Source organism: Bacillus manliponensis, assembly GCF_000712595.1.
GTDB lineage: Bacteria > Bacillota > Bacilli > Bacillales > Bacillaceae_G > Bacillus_A > Bacillus_A manliponensis.
Map to the genome: position 1 here is coordinate 117,297 of NZ_JOTN01000004.1, position 20,009 is coordinate 137,305.

Genomic DNA, 20,009 nt, shown 5'->3' on the forward strand with positions numbered 1-20,009 from the left:
GTAATCACATCCTGAAAACGAATAGGAGAGTGAAGCGATGAAGAAAGCGTGGAAAAAAGAGGGTCTAGCATGGATCAAAATCATTTTTGTTGGTGTAATATTAGCTGTTTTTTTTCGAACGTTTTTCTTTTCAACCTATATCGTAGAAGGAAAGTCAATGATGCCAACACTTCAGGATGGAAATATGCTTGTTGTAAATAAGGTGAGTTATCAAGTTAGTGATTTAAGTCGACTCGATGTTATTGTATTTCACGCAAACGGCAATGACGACTATGTGAAACGAGTCATTGGATTACCAGGAGAGCATGTTGCATATAGAGATGACATGTTGTATATTAACGGAAAAGCAGTAGCGGAGCCGTATTTAGAGGAGTACAAAAAAGCAATGAATGGGCATTTACTAACGGGGGATTTTACGTTAGAAGAAGTTACTGGAGAGGAAGTTATTCCGGACGGATATATTTTTGTCCTCGGTGACAACCGATTAGGAAGCTGGGATAGCCGGCACTTTGGGTTTGTGAAAATTGACGAGATTGTCGGAAAAGTAGACTTACGGTACTGGCCAATTCGTGATGTGGAAATGGACTTTGAACAAAAGAAATAATGATTGCAAGGCAAACAGTCGCTGTTTGTCTTTTTTTTTGTTGTATCATACAATTATATTGGCAAACTAGCGTTCGTGAAGGAAGAAAGGTGGGGTTTTATGTCGCTTCAATTTGTAATAGGACGAGCAGGTAGTGGAAAGAGTGGACTTCTTTTACATGAAGTGCAAGAAGAGTTAAAGCGAAGACCAAGAGGAAATGCGATTTTATATATTGTTCCGGAGCAAATGACGTTCCAAACGCAGCAAGCTTTAATTCGTAGCGAAGAAGTGCAAAGCTCAATTCGAGCACAAGTATTTAGTTTCTCCCGTTTAGCATGGAAAGTATTGCAAGAAGTTGGTGGTGCAAGTCGTCTTCATATTGATGAAGCAGGCGTTCATATGTTGCTTAGAAAAATTGTGGAGGCGCGCAAGGAAGAATTACATGTGTTCCAAAAAGCTGCAGAGCAAAATGGATTTTTCGAACAACTTGGCAGCATGATTACGGAATTTAAACGCTACAATTTAACACCATCTAACGTATATACGATGTGGCAAGAGTTAGAGGCAAATAGTAGCGGCAATGAACAAAAGTTATTAGCAAATAAAATGTACGATTTACAGCTTTTATATGATGACTTTGAACGCGCATTAATTGGAAAGTATTTAGATTCAGAAGATTATTTACAACTATTATTTGAAAAAATTCCGCACTCAGAGTATGTAAAAGATGCGGACATTTATATAGATGGGTTCCATTCATTTTCACCGCAAGAATTAGAAATTGTTCGGCAGCTTATGCGTTATGGTGCAAAAGTGAAAGTAACGTTAACGTTAGACGAACAGACGTTAGCAATGCCAGTAAGTGAACTGGATTTATTTCACCAAACAATCGTTACGTATGAAAATGTAAAACAAATAGCTCGTGAAGAGAAAATGGTGTTACAGCCAACGATTTTTATGAAAGAACAACCAAGATTCCGTTCATCTGGACTTGCGCATTTAGAAGCATATTATGAAGCACGCTTTCCGAAAGAATTTGAAGGTGAATCAAATGTTACGTTATATAACGCTGTGAACTTGCGTGCTGAAGTAGAGGGAGTGGCCCGCGAAATTCGTCGCCTCATTGCAGAAGAGGGTTATCGTTACCGCGATATTGCAGTTCTTCTTCGTAACGGAGATAGTTATTATGACTTAATGAAAACGTTGTTTGTTGATTATAATATTCCACACTTTATCGATCAAAAGCGTTCGATGTCACATCATCCACTTATTGAATGTATTCGTTCAGCACTTGAAGTTATTAGTGGGAATTGGCGTTATGATGCGGTATTTCGCTGCGTGAAAACGGAGCTGTTATATCCGTTAGATGCGAATAAAGAAAGCATGCGCGAAGAGATGGATGAGTTTGAAAACTATTGTTTAGCGTACGGTGTGCAAGGAAAAAGGTGGACTTCAGAAGACCCATGGACGTACCGTCGTTATCGCTCATTAGATGGGGGTGAAGGAACACAAACGAACAGTGAGCGTGAAATGGAAGAGAAAGTAAACCGTTTACGAGGCGTCGTGAGAACGCCGATTATTCGTTTGCAAAAGCGTTTAAAGCGTGCTACGACACCAATGAGCATGTGTGAAGCTGTATATTTATTTTTAGAAGAATTAGATGTACCGAAGAAGCTTGAAGAGTTACGTATGAAAGCAGAAGCGGAAGGGGATTTCTTGTTTGCAACAGATCATGATCAAGTGTGGGAGCAAGTAATGAGCCTTCTTGATACGTTCGTTGAGATGCTTGGTGACGAGAAGATGTCCTTATCGATGTTTATGAATGTGATGACGACAGGGCTTGAGTCGCTTCAATTCGCAAATATCCCGCCATCATTAGATCAGGTTATTATTGCAAATATTGACCGCTCTCGTCTTTCGAACATTCGCGCCGCTTTCATTGTTGGAGCAAATGAAGGGGTTATTCCGGCAGCACCAACTGAAGAAGGAGTGCTATCAGACGAAGAGCGAGAAGCACTCGTTGCAGCGGGCACCTTACTTGCCCCAACAACACGTCGCAAACTATTAGATGAACAATTTGTTATTTATCAGACCGTGACATGTGCATCGGATAAGTTATATCTTTCTTGCCCGCTTGCAGATGAAGAGGGAAAGACACTTCTTGTTTCTAGCTTTATGAAAAGAATGAAAAGAATGTTTCCTTCTATAAAAGAACAGTTTTTAACAAATGATGTGAATGATATATCGATTCGTGAGCAAATTTCGTACATTGCAACGCCAGAAGTTACGATGTCGTATTTGACGCAGCAATTGCAAAACTGGAAACGTTACGGATTTGAAGGGAATTTAAGTTTCTGGTGGGACGTATATAATTTCTATGTCACTTCAGACGAATGGAAACAAAAAAGCAGCCGCGTTTTATCAAGTTTATTTTACCGCAACCGTGCTGAGAAACTGAGCAATGATGTAAGCCGCGAGTTATATGGTGAAAAGATTAAAGGAAGCGTTTCGCGTATGGAACTCTTTAATCGTTGTTCATACGCGCACTTTGCCCAGCATGGATTGTCATTACGTGAGCGTGATATTTTCAAATTAGACGCACCTGATATCGGAGAACTTTTCCACGCAGCTTTAAAGAAAATTGCTGATAAATTGTTACGAGAAAATCGTACGTGGGCGGATTTAACAGTGAAAGAATGCGAGTATTTATCACAAGTTGTGATTGAAGAATTAGCGCCGTTATTGCAGCGCCAAATTTTATTAAGCTCGAATCGTCATCACTATTTAAAGCATAAATTGCAGCAAATTATTTTCCGTACATCACTTGTGCTTCGTGAACATGCAAAGGCAAGTGGATTCGTCCCAGTTGACCTAGAAGTACCATTTGGTATGGGCGGAGCAGACTCCTTACCACCAATGCAATTTGAACTGGCAAACGGTGTGAAAATGGAAGTGGTTGGCCGGATTGACCGCGTTGATAAAGCGGAAGATGAGAGCGGCACGTATTTACGTATTATCGATTATAAATCAAGTGCAAAAGCGTTAGATTTAACAGAAGTGTATTACGGTTTAGCATTGCAAATGTTGACGTATTTAGATGTTGTTACGTCAAATGCGAGCAAATGGATGAAAGGATCAGGACAAGCGTCGCCTGCTGGCGTTTTATATTTCCATATTCATAATCCAATTGTAGAAATGAAAGGCGACGCAGGCGAAGCTGAAATTGAACAAGAGATTTTAAAGAAATTTAAAATGAAAGGTCTTGTTCTTGGTGATGCAGATGTTGTTCGTTTAATGGATCACGCATTAACGACAGGAAGTTCAAATATTATTTCTGCTGGCTTGAAGAAAGATGGGAGCTTTAGTGCAAGATCAAGTATTGCAAGTGAACAAGAATTTGATGTACTGCAAAAGTACGTTCATCAAAAGTTTGAAAATATCGGAACGCACATTACAGATGGTGTCATCGATATTACACCGTATAAGATGGGAAATAAAACAGCGTGTACATTCTGTAACTTCCGCTCTGTTTGTCAATTTGATGAGTCGTTAGAAGATAATGAATATAGATCATTAAAAGATATGAAAGATAGTGAAGCACTTGAAAAGATGAGAGAGGAGGCCCACAAATGATAAATAACTTACCAGCAAAGCCAGAAGGCAGTCAATGGACAGATGATCAGTGGAAGGCGATTGTTGCTGACGGGCGTGATATTTTAGTAGCGGCAGCAGCTGGATCGGGGAAAACAGCGGTTCTTGTTGAACGTATTATTCGCAAAATTATTCGTGAGGAAAATCCAGTTGATGTAGACCGTTTGCTCGTTGTTACATTTACGAATGCAGCAGCGCAAGAGATGAAAAACCGAATTGGTGAAGCGCTAGAGAAAGTGTTAGCAGATAATCCAGCTTCGCAGCATATTCGAAAACAACTAAGTTTATTAAACCGAGCTTCCATTTCGACAATTCACTCGTTTTGTTTGCAAGTGATTCGTGGTTATTACTATATGCTTGATATTGATCCACGTTTTCGCATTGCAAACGAAACAGAGAATGAGCTGTTAAAGGAAGAAGTGCTTGGAGACATATTAGAAGAAGAGTATAGTCAAGAAAATAATACTATTTTCTTTGAACTTGTTGATCGTTATACGAGTGACCGTAATGACGATGACTTGCAGCGTATGATTTTAGCGCTTCATACAGAATCAAGAGCGCATCCGGACCCAAATCGCTGGCTTGATAAATTAGTAGATGCATACGATGTGACTGGGAAATCGATTGAAGACTTAATGTATGCGACGTATTTGCTAGATGATGCAAAGATTCAATTACAAACGGCGAAGCAATATGTTGAAAAAGCAATTGAACTTGCGATGTTACCAGACGGACCAGCGCCGCGCGTGGAAACATTGCAGGCGGATCTTCTCTTACTTGAAGGGCTAATTCAGGCGTCTCATCAGTCGTGGCAAAGCACATATGAAGTGATGCAAAACGTTTCTTGGCAAACGTTAAAGCGTATAAAGAAAGCAGACTATAACGAAGATGTGGTAGCTCAAGTTGATACGCTGCGCGCTAAAGCGAAAGATGAAGTGAAAAAGTTACAAGAGGAGTTATTTAGCCGTAAACCAGAAAGTTTCTTACGTGATTTTCAAGATATGCATCCTGTGCTAGGGAAGCTTGTTTCACTTGTAAAAGAATTTGCAGAACGTTTCCAAGTGATGAAACAAGGAAAAGGGATGGTTGACTTTACGGACTTGGAGCATTTTTGCTTGCAAATTTTAAGTGAACGCTCTCGCGACGGTCAGCTTCATCCATCACCAGTTGCAATGCAATACCGCAATAAATTTGCTGAAGTGCTCGTCGATGAGTATCAGGACGTAAACTTCGTGCAAGAATCGATTGTGAAGCTTGTGACGAAAGAGAACGAAGAAGAAGGAAATCTGTTCATGGTTGGCGATGTGAAGCAATCGATTTACCGTTTCCGTTTAGCAGAACCAGGGCTGTTTTTAGGGAAATATAAACGCTTTACCCCTGAAGGCGTAGATGGCGGAATGAAAATTGATTTAGCGAAAAACTTCCGCAGTCGTCAAGAAGTACTAGCTGGTACAAACTACGTTTTCAAACAAATTATGAGTGAATCTGTAGGGGAAATTAATTACGACGAAGATGCGGAATTAAAGCTTGGAGCAAGTTACCCAGAAGGCGTAGATACAGCAGGAGAACTTATTTTAATTAGCGAGCCGGATAACGAAGGAACAGATGATGAAGATTTGGGATTGGAAAAAGCGCAGCTAGAAGCACGTCTTATTGCGCAGCGAATTAAAGAGATGGTCGATTCTAGCTACGAAGTATACGACCGGAAAACAGGTATGCGTCCTGTAACGTATCGTGATTTTGTTATTTTACTGCGTTCGATGCCATGGGCACCGCAAATTATGGAAGAGCTGAAGCAACAAGGTATTCCTGTATACGCAGAGCTTGCGACAGGTTACTTTGAAGCGACAGAAGTAAATATCATGATGAACGTCTTTCGTGTTATCGATAATCCGATGCAAGATATTCCGCTTGCGGCAGTGCTTCGATCTCCGATTGTTGGGCTGAAAGATGAAGAGCTTGCGACGCTTCGTACGCACGGAAAGAAAGGTTCATTTTATGAAGTGCTACGCTCCTTTTTAACAGGAGCACCACTAGATACTGAAAAAGGACTATATGAAAAGGTGTCCCTGTTTTATGAGCAATTGAAGGGCTGGCGTGAGTTTGCCCGTCAGCAGTCACTGTCAGATTTAATTTGGAAAGTGTATCGTGAAACAGGATATTATGACTTTGTTGGTGGTCTTCCTGCTGGAAAGCAAAGACAAGCAAACTTACGTGTGTTATATGACCGCGCTCGTCAATTTGAAGCAACATCATTTCGCGGTCTATTCCGTTTCCTGCGCTTTATTGAACGTATTTTAGAGCGTGGCGATGATATGGGTACAGCAAGGGCGCTTGGTGAGCAAGAAGATGTCGTTCGCATTATGACGATTCATAAAAGTAAAGGACTTGAATTCCCAGTTGTCTTTGTTGCAGGACTTGGTCGTAAATTTAATACGCAAGATTTAATGAAGCGCTTCTTGCTTCATAAAGATTTAGGATTTGGTTCGCAGTTTATTGATCCGCAAAAACGGATTAAATATACGACGCTCTCACAGCTTGCGATTAAGCGAAAGATGAAAATGGAACTCATTGCTGAAGAAATGCGCGTATTATATGTTGCATTAACACGCGCGAAGGAAAAGCTCATTTTAATCGGAACGGTAAAAGGAAAAGGGAAAGAGATGGAGAAATGGCTCGAGGCAAGAGACCATGCCCAGTGGCTATTGCCAGATTACGTGCGCGCTGGAGCTACTTGTTATTTAGATTGGATTGCCCCTTCTTTATTTAGGCATGGTGATAGTGAATCGTTATTAGAGTTAGGACAAGGGCTAATCCCTGATGATATTTATCGTTACGGAGCAAGTTTTAAAGTAGAAGCGATTGATGGAGCTACTTTACAAGCGCCTGTTTTATTAAAAGAAGAAAAGCAAGATTTGTTAGAAGCGCTTCGCGCAAAAGAGCCAGTTCCTCTTGAAAGTGAGCAGAAGGAAGACGTATACGATAAGTTAACGTGGCAATATGGATTCCGTGATGCAACAGTGCATAGAGCGAAACAATCGGTTACGGAAATTAAACGAAACTATCAAGTGCAAGAAGGAAGCGATGGTTCGTTTATAAAAAAACTTCGTGCCCCGATACAAACGCGCCCACGTTTTATGGAGAAGAAAGGGTTAACATATGCAGAGCGAGGAACAGCAGTGCATGCGGTTATGCAGTATGTTGATTTGAAAAAGCCAATCACAGTGGAGAGCGTGGCAGAACAAATTGTTGAAATGGTTAACAAAGAACTGTTAACATATGAGCAAGCAGAAGAAATACAAGCTGAAAAAATCGTGTCCTTCTTTGAAACAGAACTTGGAAGACGACTAGTCGCTGCAAAAAGTGTAGAGCGTGAGGTTCCCTTTACAATGATGTTACCTGCTGAAGAGGCATATCAAGACTGGAGCGGTAGCCCTGGTGAATCTGTACTTGTTCAAGGTGTCATTGATTGTATGGTTGAAGAAGAGGATGGTATTGTGTTAATCGATTTTAAAACAGATACAATTGAAGGCCGCTTCCCTGGCGGATTTGAGCAAGCGAGGCCAGTGTTAGAAGAACGCTACCATGTTCAGCTTTCGCTATACAGAAAGGCGCTCGAAAAAAGTTTACATCAACCAGTGAGGGAGACATATTTGTATTTCTTTGATGGTAGTCACGTACTGAAAATTTGATAATAAGAACAATCAGCAGTTAATAGTTGCTGATTGTTCCTATACATAAAACAATGACATAAGGGAGAGAACAGAATGTTAAAAAAATTTTTAGCCCGGTTCGGAAAAGGTGCCGCTAAGGTTGATTTGCGCTTTGAAAACCGTCCGTATATAGCTGGTGATACAGTGCATGGTGAAGTACATATACAAGGTGGAGAAGTAAAGCAAAAAATGAATCATTTATCCGTCCATCTTATGATGAGTGTTATAACGAAAGAAGGAACGGTTACACGTGAAGTGACGTCAATCCCGCTTTTAGGAGATGGTGTTGTGTCGCCAAAAGAATTGAAAGTGATTCCGTTTACATATACAATTCCGGTAAATTTACCAGTTTCAAGACATAAAGTTTCCTATTATTTTGACACACAGCTTGATATTGAAGGTGGTGTTGATCGTACGGATATAGATCCTTTAATGGTAGAGGTACCAGAAGGAGTTCAGTCTATTTTTGAGGCACTAGGAAGTTTAGGATTTCGTGAAAAAGGAAATTCTGGCGGATTGGATAAGTACGGTCAAGAATTTGCCTTCTTCCCAGCAGAAGTGTCTTCTGGGCAGGTAAGTGAAGTAGAACTTCGCTTTGCATGTGAGGAAGACGGTGTACGTGTTTGGATGGAAGTAGACTGTCGCCATGGCTATGAAGAGATTGAGGTGAAGCGAGAGTTCTTCTTAGAGAATGTTGTATTGCAAGACGAAGAGGAATTAGTAGGGACACTGAAGCAGTATATAGCAGAAGCGGTAGAAAAACCTTATGTATATCAAAAACCATTTTCGTACATAGCTCACTCATCATCAAATGGATATGGAAGTCATAGTCATTCAACAAGCGGGATGATTGGTGGATTAGCAATGGGCATATTAGGTGGTATGTTGCTGAGTGAAATGTTAGATTTAGATGATATGGTTGAAGATGTGGCAGAAGCATTAGGTTTTGAAGAGGAAGACTCTGCTGGAGAAGAAGATGGTGGATTCTTCGATTTCTTTGATGGTGGAGATGAAGGATAAAAAAGAAAGGCAGAGATTCTTCTCTGCCTTTTTCCATCCCGCTATTTGCGGGCTGTAGAACTCCCACCTCAAAACTTAGAGGGTTCAAAGAAGTGTAGGTGAGAGATTAACAGCCCGTAAAAGCCCGATTGGTCGGGCTAACACTCAGTAGGGGAGGGAGAAAACCCCACTGAGTGAAGTTTCACTTTATGCAGTTGCAATTTGATCTTGGTCTGCAACATCTGGATCAAAGGTATTTGTACCGTTAATACCATTAAATGTATTGACGACGAAACCAACATTTGATGAACCGGAACCATTATATGCTTTCGTATTTTCTTTTGGGGAAACGTTATAAAAGTCTCCCAAATTGAAAGAGCCGTTACTGTTTTGAACGACTAAATTCCCAACGACAGACGGCATGATTTTCACCTACTTTATCAATATACTTTTCACTACTATATGATGTTACTCTTTGCGAGGTTCTTCCGTAATAAATTGACGAATTTGTTTAATACGTGCATTCGAAAAAACATAATCAACTGAACCAATTTGCCAGCAAGCGGCGTTTAACAGGCTGTATACTTTAACACAGTCTACTTCTATAAAAGGATTTTCATTAATAACGGTCATCTTTACATTTGTCTTTCGAGATGGAATGGTAATTTTATCATCTGTAAATATTGTAAATCCTTCTAAATCTCCCTCTCTTGTAAGGAAGGTTGAGGTTTCACGGTGAACAGCAAGTGCTCTACTTTTCAGTTCCATCTGGTTTGTATCCCCAATTTGAAAAACACCACTAATCCCCATCGAAACAACAGAAGCTTGATGAACAACGGAAATGTGTCCGAACATAAAAGTCTCCCTTAACCACGAGTAGCCGGTACATCAGTGATGAGTGGTACAAACGGCCCTCCTGTTACAGATTCAAATGGTGTATCTAAAATAGACGAAGAAATAATGAGATTGGCGTCACCAATTAAAAATAACGCTGACGATGAAATCCCGTTCATTTTAATTGCGCCTACTTTAATACAATGATTTACAACTGTGAAATTCATATACTCACTCCTTTCGGAAGTTATGCGGCATATGTTGAATGAAGGAAAGAAATGCTTTATCGATATCTTGTTTCATTGATTGAATAATGACTTCTTTCATATATTGTGGATTAGATGTAATTTCAGTGTATGGCTGTACTTGTGATAAGTAATATGGAAGGCGATGTTCCATTTGTTGTTTTATGTCATCAATCATCATTTGTCTATACATATCATCAAGAGGGGTCCTTGCCTCATTTTCAAAGTAGAGAATTCGGTTATATGCTTCTTCATCTAAATAGCGATGCATTTCTTGAATAATATCTTGATAAAAATCAGGATTTTCCCCCGTTTCAGGATTTACTTTCAATGTTTCTGTATCGACATCAAAGTCTTCGATTGTTCCACCACTACTTGTAAATGGATTTAACCCGATGTTTAATGTGCCACTTAATGTTTCCACTTTTAATTGGTCAAACTTATATTCTACTTTTCCGATGGAGGAGGGTGGGTTCCGTTTTAGTTCTTCTACTTGTGAAGTTAACTCTTGTACTTTTGCTTCGAGTGTGCATATTTGCTCTTGCTGCTGCGCGATCATTTGTTGTAGTTGTTGTAAATACGTGTATAAATCTTGGTTCACTAGTTTAGGCCTCCTTTTCCATATGGAGGATGTAATGATATATATTTATGAAAGTAGTGGATTAAGAAGAACTAGGAGGGTCAATAGAAATAATTTGTCCTTTTGCTTTTAGGTCACGGATAGGAGCCGTAAAACCACCAGTGTTTGAAAACTTAGATAATGCCTTAATGCTGCCTGCGCTTCCAATCTGAAATACAGAGGAAGTCGTAATACTATCCACTCGCAAGTTGTGGATGACGATACTTTGTTGTACATATAGCTTCAATTTCTATCCCCCTCCTTAATAGGTGCCGACGATCGGTTGATCCACACCATCATTATCACTTACGCTTGTTGTATTTTCATAGTTATATACGGAAATATTATCTCCTACGTTAAAAGAACCAGCCCCAGCAAATGCTTTTGAATAACTAATCGGACGGATAGCAAATACATCGCCAATATGAAATACACCGCTAGAACCAATATTTACAATATGAATATGTCCAACCATTGCTGGCATAGCAAACACCTTTCATATTAAAAATTTGTATATTCATTTTTACAATAACTGTCGATATGTTTTACATTACTATTGTATGGGCGTATTGGTAAAAATGTGTCTTTTCTTAAAAAATAAGCAAAAAACCTCTTACTAGTTCGAACTGGATAGGGCGCAGTTTGAATTAGTAAGAGGTATAATTTGGCTAATATGAAAGATATACACTAACGAGAGTGTGCATCTGTACCTTCTGTATGGGGGTGTGCTTGTATGAATAGTATTACATTTAAGAGCTTGTCCAGTTCTTGGCTACAATGAACGGTTTTTTTTGATGTCATTCCGTGACGTTCGGCTAAGTATTTCATTTTTTCACGTTTTTTTTCAATTGCTTGCTCAAACATAGAATCGGCTCCGTCCCCTTATAGATTTTAATAATGTATTTAGTACATATTATACAAATTTTCCATAAAAAAGAAACCGTTTCGCTAAAAGAAGTTTATTTTCTACATATTTTGTCACAAAAATATTTTTTTGCGGGAAAATAGATAGAAAATTGTAAAAAAAACAGAATGTTATAAAGAGGGTTTTTGCGAAAAAGTACGAATAAAGTTAGGGTATAAGTTTTGAAATGGAGGATGAAAAACATGCGCTTTGTTACAGTAAAGAAAGCAGATGAAGTATTTGTTGGTGTTATGGATGAAGAATTACAAAGAGTGTTGCACATGCAGAAAGCACAAGTAGAAATGGGACAAGAAATGACAATTCCCGGGGAAATGTTACTTTGTATTGAACAAGGAGAAACTTTTTTTACAAAAGTAAATGCAGTTGTGAAATGGGCCAAGGAGAATAAAACAAAGGCATATTATTCTGTAAAAGAAGTGGAGTTATTAGCGCCAATCCCGAGGCCAACGAAGAATATTTTTTGCGTTGGTAAAAATTATCGTGAACATGCTGTGGAAATGGGCGGGGAAGAAGCGATTCCTGAAGATATGATTATGTTTACGAAATCACCAACAACGGTAATTGGTCATGGTGCACATATTGATTCTTATACAGAGTTAACGAATGAGCTAGATTACGAGGGAGAACTTGCAATCGTCATTGGAAAGCGTGGGAAAGGAATTAAAGCGGCAGATGCAATGGAATATGTATTTGGATACACAATTGTGAACGATGTAACTGCTCGTGATTTACAACGAAAGCATAAACAATTTTTCATCGGCAAAAGTTTCGACACGTTTTGTCCGATGGGACCAGCAATTGTACATAAATCAGCTATCGAAAACCCAAATCAATTACATATTGAAACGAAAGTAAGCGGGGAAGTTCGTCAGTCTTCTAATACGGAACATATGATGTTCCCCATTGAAAAAATTATTGAGATTGTGAGTAAGGGAATGACACTTGAACCAGGTGATGTGATTGCGACAGGTACGCCAGCTGGGGTTGGAAAGGGCTTCAAGCCACCACGTTTTTTAAAGAAAGGTGATACAGTTGAAATTACAGTAGAACGTGTTGGAACGCTTCGAAATGAAGTTAAATAAAGAGAGGTTTTCTTTTTATCCCGCATTAACGTGCTGTAATACTCCCACCTCAAAACTTGAGAGAAAACGAGGAAGTTTAGGTGGAAGATAGACAGCACGTAAAAGCCCGATTGGTTCAACTAATAATCAGTGAGGGATGGAGAAAACCCCTATTTAGTGAAGTTTCACTTTATACGAAAAAGCTGCCTTCAGTGAAGGCAGCTTTTCTTTATTAAGAAAGTACGTTTTTAATTTTCTCAAACGCCCACTCTAAATCTTCTTCAGAAATTACTAGAGGTGGTGCGATACGAATTACGTTTTCGTGTGTTTCTTTACATAATAGACCTGCAGCTTTTAATTGCTCACAGTAAGGGCGTGCTGGTTCGTTTAATTCGATTCCGATGAATAAACCTTTTCCGCGAATGTCTGTAATCATTGGGTTTTCAATTGTACGTAGCTGAGCCATTAACTTTTCGCCAAGTTCGAAAGAGCGCTCTGTTAACTTTTCTTCTAATAGTACATCAAGAGCAGCGATAGAAACAGCGCAAGCTAGTGGGTTTCCACCAAATGTTGAACCGTGAGAACCTGGCTCAAATACGCCTAAAATGTCGCGGTTTGCAGCAACGCAAGAAATTGGGAATACACCGCCGCCTAACGCTTTACCAAGAATGTACATGTCAGGAATTACTTCGTCCCAATCACAAGCGAATAATTTTCCAGTACGGCCAAGACCTGTTTGGATTTCATCCGCTACAAATAAAACGTTTTCTTTTTTACATACATCAAATGCTTCTTTTAAGAAACCAGCTGCTGGAATGTTAATACCTGCTTCACCTTGAATTGGCTCTAAAATAAACGCAGCTGTATTTGGTGTAATCGCAGCTTTTAATGCTTCAATATCACCGTAAGGAATAACTTTAATACCAGGAAGCATTGGACCGAAGCCGCGCTTATACTCTGGATTAGAAGACATAGAAACAGATCCCATTGTACGGCCATGGAAGTTATCTTCACATACGATAATTTCTGCTCTGTTTTCTTCTACTTTTTTCACATCATATGCCCAGCGGCGCACTGTTTTAATTGCAGTTTCAACAGCTTCTGCACCTGTGTTCATTGGAAGTACCATTTCTTTATTTGTTAACTGTGCAACTTTCTCGTACCAAGGACCTAGCTTGTCACTATGGAATGCACGAGAAGTAAGTGTTACACGATTTGCTTGATCAATTAATGCGTCAATAATTTTTGGATGACGATGACCTTGGTTCACCGCAGAGTATGCACTAAGCATGTCCATGTAACGATTGCCTTCAGGATCTTCTACCCAAACACCTTCAGCTTTAGAAATAACAATTGGAAGTGGGTGGTAGTTGTTAGCTCCGTAAGTTTCTGTTAGTTCAATCATATCTTTTGTTTGAATCATGATAGTTCCCCCTTTGTGTTTTACAAGAAGTTTGTAAATACTCTAAATATTATATCATCATAATTGCGAAAAAGCGAAATATTTCCTTGGAGGAATTTGTCATGGTATGATATAAAATGAAAAAGTGTGGAAAAGAGGAGGTAGAAAGTAATATGGTACATATGCATATTACAGCGTGGGTGTTAGGACTTCTTTTATTTTTCGTGGCGTATTCTATGTACACGGCGGGAAGAAAAGGAAAAGGTATACATATGGGGCTTCGCCTTGTGTATATTCTTATTATCATTAGTGGTTTCATGCTATACCAAGGAATTATGGAATATGCAACAAGTAAGATGCACATGATGTATGGCTTGAAAATGTTTGTTGGCGTATTAGTGATTGGTACAATGGAAATGGTGCTTGTTAGAACAAGTAAAAAGAAGTCAACAGGGGTTGTTTGGACTTTATTCATTATTGCGCTTGTTGTTGTATTATACTTAGGACTGCGTTTACCAATTGGTTTTAAACCGTTTGCGTAATAGAAACAAAATGTCTGAAAGAATGGATTTTCTCGATTCTTTCAGACATTTTTTTATTGGGAATATGCTAAGATAAAAAGAAAGAATATTTCGTTTATTTAAAAGGAGTGAGAATAAAGGGTGAATACAATAAAAAATGTGACAGAAGCAGCGATGAACGGAAATACGAAGGTAGTAGAAAAACTAATAAAAGAGGATAATAGTCTTCTTAATATACATAGTAGCGATGGCTGGACACCACTACATTTAGCAGCTTACTTTGGTCATGAAGAAACTACGAATATGTTGTTAATGTTAGGAGCGGATATTCATATACGGGCAAAAAATAATAATGAAAATATGCCTCTTCATGCTGCGGTTGCTAATAATCAAGCGGCATTAGTTTCGTTATTGCTAGAGAATGGCGCCGACATAAACGCAAAGCAAAGCGGCGGCTGGACAAGCTTGCATGAAGCGGCTTTACTAGGAAATGCGCAAATTGTATCACTACTCTTAGAAAAAGGTGCCGATACTAACGTTACAAAAGATGATGGCAAAACAGCGCTTCATATTGCGAAGGAAAAAGGATATGAAGAAGTAATTCAAATGATTGAAAAGTGTGTAGAAGGGGTATAAAAAGCGAAACTAGATAATCTAGTCTCGCTTTTTTATCTTGTAAAAGCCCGATTGGTCGGGCTGACACTCAGTGGGGGATGAAGAAAACCCCCACTGAGTGAAGTTTCACTTTATATGTTGATATGTAGTTGCTCACCGTTTGCTTTTACAAAGGTGAAGTTATCTTTTGTAATTGTATTGTTACGAACATAATGATGATGGACACTGCAAATTATATCTTCATTATCAAACGTAAGGAAATTAACTCCTTCGCGCAGTTTATCTTTTTGTTGAAAAGATAAGAAGTTGTGACAGTAGATGCAATCATATAAGGAGTAACCGATTGATTGTAATGTATCTGTTAACAATAAAAAAGAGGATTCAGGAAGTTCTTCCAGCCATTCTTGATAACTTACGAGTAGTTTTTTTCGAATGCGAATAGTCTCCCCATTTTGCAGGAAGTGCTTTTCATCTGCAACTTGAAGTGTATTTTCTTCGTAGAAGCGAGCTGGTAACCAATTATTGTGATATAGCAGCTCAAATCCATCTTCAATAATATCTTCTAATAAAAAAGCTTCATCATTCTCTTCATCAAAAAATACCCATTCTCGATTGATAAATTCTACGTTGCCGACCGTATGAGCACGTGGTTGTGTATATAAAATATGTTTCCGTTGTTTCATGCTTGCCTTCTCCTTTTGATAACGTTTTTTGTTCTTGTTATAGACAGTTCAGTCTTTCTTTAAACATAAGGAACATACAATGAAAAATGGGCATATACTGAAGCCTAATAAAGTCTGGGATAAAGTGAAACTTCAATCAGTGAGGGTTCTCCATCGTCATTGATTGTTAGTTGAACCAATCGGGCTTTTACATCAAAAAGCGAAGACGACTGTTCAAGCACGACAAGCACAAGCTAAGCCTTGGCATGGCGTAGTTTGTTGCAGAAAGGATTAGCTTGTGACTCGATTGCTTAGGAGTCGTAGCTAGATTCGGGCTGTTCATTTCCTGCCTAAACTTCTCTGAATCCTCTAAAGTTTAAGGTGGGAGTCTTACAGCACGTTAATGCGGGATGAATTCGTTAGCACAAATGAGAAAGGGATGATTGTATCATGTGCGGAATTACAGGATGGATTGATTACAAGCATGGCTTACAGCATGAGAAAGAAACGATTACGAAAATGACAGAAACGCTTTCGAAGCGTGGTCCCGACGATACAAATGTGTGGATGAGTAGGCATGCTCTCTTCGGTCATAAACGTCTTGCGGTTGTTGATTTAGAAGGCGGAAAGCAACCGATGACACGGAAAAAAGAAGATAATCGCTACACAATTTGTTATAACGGTGAGCTTTATAATACAGAAGATATTCGCAAAGAACTATTGAAAAAAGGGTATACATTTGAAGGGCATTCTGATACGGAAGTATTGTTATTTTCTTATATTGAATGGGGAGAGGAGTGTACGCGTCACTTAAATGGTATTTATGCGTTTGCAGTGTGGAATGAAAAGGAAGAAAAAGTATTTATGGCACGTGATCGCCTTGGGGTAAAGCCATTATTTTATAAATATGAAGATGGAAAGTTACTGTTTGGATCAGAACTAAAAGCTATTTTAGCTCATCCTAATGTCAAAGCAGAAATCACAACAGAAGGGCTAGCGGAAGTGTTAGGATTAGGACCTTCGAGAACACCCGGACATGGTATATTTGCGGGAATAGAAGAATTAAGACCAGGGCATGCATTGACGTTTTCAAAAGATGGAGTAAAGATTTGGTGTTATTGGAATGTCGTCAGTGAAGAGCATACACATACATTTGAGGAAACAGTAGAACAAGTTCAGTTTTTATTACAAGATGCGATAACACGTCAACTCGTTTCCGATGTACCGTTATGTACGTTTTTATCAGGTGGTGTTGACTCAAGTGCCATTACAGCATTTGCTGCAATGCACTATGCAGATGAAGGAAAAGGAAGACTTCATACGTATTCGATTGATTATGAAGATAATGAAAAATATTTTAAAGCAAATGCATTTCAGCCAAATTCAGATAGTCCGTTCATTGAGAAGATGACAGATACCTTTCATACAATTCATCATCGGTGCGTAATTTCTAATGAGCAATTGGCCGAATATTTAACAGAAGCGGTTCTCGTTCGTGATTTACCTGGTATGGCTGATATTGATTCATCACTTCTTTGGTTTTGTAGGGAAATTAAACAAGATTTTGTCGTCAGTTTATCAGGAGAATGTGCAGATGAAATTTTCGGCGGCTATCCGTGGTTTTACCGAGAGGAGGACTTACAATCAAGTAACTTTCCATGGATGCGATCAACGGAGGCGCGTGAGAAATTATTGCGAAGAGAATGGAGAGAAAAACTACAGTTACGTAATTATGTGCAAAAGCGTTATGAAGAATCCATTAAAGAAACGCCGATATTAGAAGGAGAGAGCTCTTTAGAAGCGAAAAGGCGACAATTATTTTACTTAAATATGACTTGGTTTATGACGACGCTATTAGACCGAAAAGATAGAATGAGCATGGGAGCTAGCTTAGAAGTGCGTGTACCATTTGCAGATCACCGTCTTGTCGAATATGCGTGGAATATTCCTTGGGAAATGAAAATGTATAAAAACCGCGAAAAAGGTCTATTGAGAAAGGCGCTAGAGGGAGTTTTGCCGAATGATGTGTTATATAGAAAGAAAAGTCCTTATCCCAAAACTCATAATCCATACTATACAGATGCGGTTACAGTATGGCTACAACAATTGTTAACAGAGAAAGATTCGATTTTACATGAACTATTTGACCGAAAAGAATTACAAGGGTTAATTGAATCAGGAGGAAGTGCATTCCAAACGCCATGGTTTGGGCAATTGATGACAGGTCCACAACTATTAGCGCATTTGGCACAAATGCATGTATGGTTTAAGGAATATAATATTAATGTGAAAGAGTAGGTGGGGTATGAGATATGCTAGGAGCGCTTCTTTTGAAGGGAGATGTTCTCAGTATATCTCTTTCTCGTATAGATAACTTTTATTAGTAGGTTAATAGAATAAGTGAGTTAATAGAATTTTTGCTTATTTTGCATTTCATTCCTTCTTTATGTTTCAAACAAGATAGAAGGGGGTATGTACTATATATAGAGTAAGTGGTTCGCCTAAATGAAGGTTTTTATAAAAAGACTTTATTTAGAATAATTCTTTTGACAGTGTAATTATCGTTTGTTATACTTTGTTTATAATAATTTTAAAAAAGAAATCATTATCAAAACAGGGGGTTCTCCATTTGAGGAATTTAAATAATCGTTTAACAACAAACCAAGGTGCTCCGGTGGGAGATAACCAAAATTCTCGTACGGCAGGTCGTCGTGGTCCTGTATTGCTAGAAGACTATCATTTATTAGAAAAGTTGGCTCATTTTGATCGTGAGCGTATTCCTGAGCGTGTTGTTCATGCGCGTGGTGCCGGTGCTCACGGCGTATTCGTTACGAAAAAGAATATGAAAAACTATACAAAAGCAGCATTTTTGCAAGATGAAGGGAAAGAAACACCTGTATTCGTGAGATTTTCAACAGTAATTCACGGGCAAGGATCTCCGGAAACAGCACGTGATCCACGTGGATTTGCGGTAAAGTTTTACACAGAAGAAGGAAACTACGATATCGTTGGGAACCATTTACCAGTATTCTTCATCCGCGATGCGATGAAGTTCCCTGACATGGTACATTCTTTAAAACCAGCTCCGGACACAAATGTTCAAACGCCAGATCGTTACTGGGATTTCATGACGTTAACGCCGGAATCAACGCATATGTTAACGTGGGTATTCTCTGATTACGGTACACCTGCAAACTATCGTGAGATGGAAGGATTCGGAGTACATTCATTTAAGTGGATAAATGAAGAGGGGAAAATTGTATATATTAAATATCACTGGAAACCAAAACAAGGTGTACGTAACTTTAGTGCAGCAGAGGCGGAAAAAATGCAAGGGAAAGACTTTAACCATGCAACGCGTGATTTATTCGAGGCTATTCAGCGTGGTGACTACCCAGAGTGGGATCTTTACGTACAAGTGATGAAGTTAGATGAAATGGACTCATTAAGTTTTGATCCGTTAGATCCAACAAAAGTATGGCCGGAGGATCGCTTCCCGTTAATGGAAGTGGGAACGATGACGTTAAATCGTAATCCGCAAAACTTCTTTGCGGAAGTAGAACAAGCGGCTTTCTCGCCGAGTGCAACAGTTCCAGGGATTGAACCGTCAGAAGATAAATTATTACAAGGTCGTTTATTCTCATATCCAGATACACAGCGCTATCGTTTAGGTGCGAACTACTTACAAATTCCGGTAAATTGTCCGTATGCAGCAGTGCATAACCAGCAGCGCGATGGATTTATGCAAGTAAATCAGCAGCCTTCAACAATCAATTACGAGCCAAGTCGCCATGCGGAAAACCCAACTGAAGATGCAGCGTACCGTGATTCAACTATGAAACTAGAAGGTTATGTATCTCGTGAAAAAATTGATAAGCCAAATGATTTCGAACAAGCGGGTGAGCGTTATCGTTCCTTCTCGAAAGAAGAGAAAGATAATTTAATTGCAAACTTAACAAATGACTTGCAAAGCGTAGATGAAAAGACGAAGTTATTAGCAATTTGTAACTTCTTCCGTGCAGATCGTGAGTATGGTATGCGCTTAGCTACAGCATTAAAGGTGGATATCTCAGCATATTTAGGAGCACCAGATAATAAGTAACTGAAACTCTTACATTCTATTTCAATCTCAAATAAAAAAGAGGTGGCTAAATATAGTCACCTCTTTTTGTGTTGTAA

Annotated in this window: 18 protein-coding genes; 9 read left to right on the forward strand and 9 right to left on the reverse strand. The window is 39.0% G+C overall.

Annotated features, from left to right (window positions below; translation table 11 throughout):
* Positions 1–37 precede the first annotated feature (37 nt).
* From lepB to BAMA_RS06615, 4 genes are all read left to right on the forward strand, one after another.
* On the forward strand, positions 38–604 hold the full coding sequence (gene lepB, locus BAMA_RS06600; RefSeq protein WP_034637441.1) for a signal peptidase I: 567 nt from the start codon (positions 38–40) through the stop codon (positions 602–604).
* Between the two features lie 99 nt (positions 605–703).
* A complete protein-coding gene (gene addB / locus BAMA_RS06605; RefSeq protein ID WP_034637443.1) occupies positions 704–4,216 on the forward strand; it encodes a helicase-exonuclease AddAB subunit AddB in 3,513 nt (1,170 codons plus the stop codon).
* On the forward strand, positions 4,213–7,926 hold the full coding sequence (addA, locus tag BAMA_RS06610) for a helicase-exonuclease AddAB subunit AddA (protein WP_034637445.1): 3,714 nt from the start codon (positions 4,213–4,215) through the stop codon (positions 7,924–7,926). Before addB ends, addA begins: the two co-directional genes overlap by 4 nt.
* A 75-nt stretch (positions 7,927–8,001) precedes the next feature.
* A complete protein-coding gene (locus BAMA_RS06615) occupies positions 8,002–8,967 on the forward strand; it encodes a sporulation protein (protein WP_034637447.1) in 966 nt (321 codons plus the stop codon).
* A gap of 186 nt (positions 8,968–9,153) precedes the next feature.
* Here the strand turns inward: BAMA_RS06615 and BAMA_RS06620 are convergent, their stop codons facing one another.
* The 7 genes from BAMA_RS06620 to BAMA_RS06650 all read right to left on the reverse strand — a co-directional run bounded on the left by BAMA_RS06620 (position 9,154) and on the right by BAMA_RS06650 (position 11,508).
* The gene (locus tag BAMA_RS06620) at positions 9,154–9,369 is read right to left on the reverse strand and encodes a spore germination protein (protein WP_034637449.1); all 216 of its coding nucleotides are present in this window, start codon (positions 9,367–9,369) and stop codon (positions 9,154–9,156) included.
* A 45-nt stretch (positions 9,370–9,414) separates the two neighbouring features.
* A complete protein-coding gene (locus BAMA_RS06625) occupies positions 9,415–9,801 on the reverse strand; it encodes a spore germination protein GerPE (protein WP_034637452.1) in 387 nt (128 codons plus the stop codon).
* Between the two features lie 11 nt (positions 9,802–9,812).
* On the reverse strand, positions 9,813–10,007 hold the full coding sequence (locus BAMA_RS06630; RefSeq protein WP_034637456.1) for a hypothetical protein: 195 nt from the start codon (positions 10,005–10,007) through the stop codon (positions 9,813–9,815).
* 4 nt (positions 10,008–10,011) lie between these two features.
* Positions 10,012–10,626, reverse strand: coding sequence for a spore germination protein GerPC (gene gerPC / locus BAMA_RS06635; RefSeq protein ID WP_034637459.1), 615 nt, complete (start codon positions 10,624–10,626; stop codon positions 10,012–10,014).
* 61 nt (positions 10,627–10,687) lie between these two features.
* On the reverse strand, positions 10,688–10,891 hold the full coding sequence (locus tag BAMA_RS06640) for a spore germination protein GerPB (RefSeq protein WP_034637462.1): 204 nt from the start codon (positions 10,889–10,891) through the stop codon (positions 10,688–10,690).
* 15 nt (positions 10,892–10,906) lie between these two features.
* Complete coding sequence (locus BAMA_RS06645) at positions 10,907–11,128, reverse strand: spore germination protein (protein ID WP_034637464.1); 222 nt, start codon at positions 11,126–11,128, stop codon at positions 10,907–10,909.
* Between the two features lie 203 nt (positions 11,129–11,331).
* Entirely contained in the window at positions 11,332–11,508 is a 177-nt protein-coding gene (locus BAMA_RS06650) for an aspartyl-phosphate phosphatase Spo0E family protein (protein ID WP_034637465.1), read from the reverse strand.
* 243 nt (positions 11,509–11,751) lie between these two features.
* Here BAMA_RS06650 and BAMA_RS06655 point away from each other — a divergent pair, with 243 nt between their 5' ends.
* A complete protein-coding gene (locus BAMA_RS06655) occupies positions 11,752–12,651 on the forward strand; it encodes a fumarylacetoacetate hydrolase family protein (protein ID WP_034637466.1) in 900 nt (299 codons plus the stop codon).
* A 211-nt stretch (positions 12,652–12,862) separates the two neighbouring features.
* On the opposite strand, the gene BAMA_RS06660 is transcribed toward BAMA_RS06655, so the two are convergent.
* A complete protein-coding gene (locus BAMA_RS06660; protein ID WP_034637467.1) occupies positions 12,863–14,053 on the reverse strand; it encodes an ornithine--oxo-acid transaminase in 1,191 nt (396 codons plus the stop codon).
* Positions 14,054–14,205: 152 nt separating this feature from the next.
* Between BAMA_RS06660 and BAMA_RS06665 the strand changes: the two genes are divergently transcribed.
* Positions 14,206–14,574, forward strand: coding sequence for a YisL family protein (locus BAMA_RS06665; protein ID WP_034637469.1), 369 nt, complete (start codon positions 14,206–14,208; stop codon positions 14,572–14,574).
* Between the two features lie 153 nt (positions 14,575–14,727).
* Entirely contained in the window at positions 14,728–15,189 is a 462-nt protein-coding gene (locus BAMA_RS06670; protein WP_034637842.1) for an ankyrin repeat domain-containing protein, read from the forward strand.
* Positions 15,190–15,299: 110 nt separating this feature from the next.
* Here BAMA_RS06670 and BAMA_RS06675 read toward each other — a convergent pair whose 3' ends face one another.
* The gene (locus BAMA_RS06675) at positions 15,300–15,851 is read right to left on the reverse strand and encodes a DUF2777 domain-containing protein (protein ID WP_034637471.1); all 552 of its coding nucleotides are present in this window, start codon (positions 15,849–15,851) and stop codon (positions 15,300–15,302) included.
* 429 nt (positions 15,852–16,280) lie between these two features.
* Here BAMA_RS06675 and asnB point away from each other — a divergent pair, with 429 nt between their 5' ends.
* Together asnB and BAMA_RS06685 are read left to right on the forward strand one after the other, a co-directional pair.
* A complete protein-coding gene (asnB, locus tag BAMA_RS06680) occupies positions 16,281–18,128 on the forward strand; it encodes an asparagine synthase (glutamine-hydrolyzing) (protein ID WP_034637473.1) in 1,848 nt (615 codons plus the stop codon).
* A 331-nt stretch (positions 18,129–18,459) separates the two neighbouring features.
* Positions 18,460–19,932 (forward strand): catalase, encoded by a 1,473-nt coding sequence (locus BAMA_RS06685; RefSeq protein WP_034637475.1) that lies wholly within the window; start codon positions 18,460–18,462, stop codon positions 19,930–19,932.
* Positions 19,933–20,009: the final 77 nt, after the last annotated feature.

Coding starts and splice junctions, on each gene's coding strand:
- BAMA_RS06655 (WP_034637466.1), top strand. CDS start 11,752: ATGCGCTTTGTTACAGTAAAGAAAGCAGATGAAGTATTTGTTGGTGTT.
- BAMA_RS06645 (WP_034637464.1), bottom strand. CDS start 11,128: ATGCCAGCAATGGTTGGACATATTCATATTGTAAATATTGGTTCTAGC.
- asnB (WP_034637473.1), top strand. CDS start 16,281: ATGTGCGGAATTACAGGATGGATTGATTACAAGCATGGCTTACAGCAT.
- BAMA_RS06625 (WP_034637452.1), bottom strand. CDS start 9,801: ATGTTCGGACACATTTCCGTTGTTCATCAAGCTTCTGTTGTTTCGATG.
- lepB (WP_034637441.1), top strand. CDS start 38: ATGAAGAAAGCGTGGAAAAAAGAGGGTCTAGCATGGATCAAAATCATT.
- BAMA_RS06615 (WP_034637447.1), top strand. CDS start 8,002: ATGTTAAAAAAATTTTTAGCCCGGTTCGGAAAAGGTGCCGCTAAGGTT.
- BAMA_RS06665 (WP_034637469.1), top strand. CDS start 14,206: ATGGTACATATGCATATTACAGCGTGGGTGTTAGGACTTCTTTTATTT.
- BAMA_RS06660 (WP_034637467.1), bottom strand. CDS start 14,053: ATGATTCAAACAAAAGATATGATTGAACTAACAGAAACTTACGGAGCT.
- addA (WP_034637445.1), top strand. CDS start 4,213: ATGATAAATAACTTACCAGCAAAGCCAGAAGGCAGTCAATGGACAGAT.
- BAMA_RS06620 (WP_034637449.1), bottom strand. CDS start 9,369: ATGCCGTCTGTCGTTGGGAATTTAGTCGTTCAAAACAGTAACGGCTCT.
- BAMA_RS06670 (WP_034637842.1), top strand. CDS start 14,728: ATGAACGGAAATACGAAGGTAGTAGAAAAACTAATAAAAGAGGATAAT.
- BAMA_RS06675 (WP_034637471.1), bottom strand. CDS start 15,851: ATGAAACAACGGAAACATATTTTATATACACAACCACGTGCTCATACG.
- BAMA_RS06650 (WP_034637465.1), bottom strand. CDS start 11,508: ATGTTTGAGCAAGCAATTGAAAAAAAACGTGAAAAAATGAAATACTTA.
- addB (WP_034637443.1), top strand. CDS start 704: ATGTCGCTTCAATTTGTAATAGGACGAGCAGGTAGTGGAAAGAGTGGA.
- BAMA_RS06630 (WP_034637456.1), bottom strand. CDS start 10,007: ATGAATTTCACAGTTGTAAATCATTGTATTAAAGTAGGCGCAATTAAA.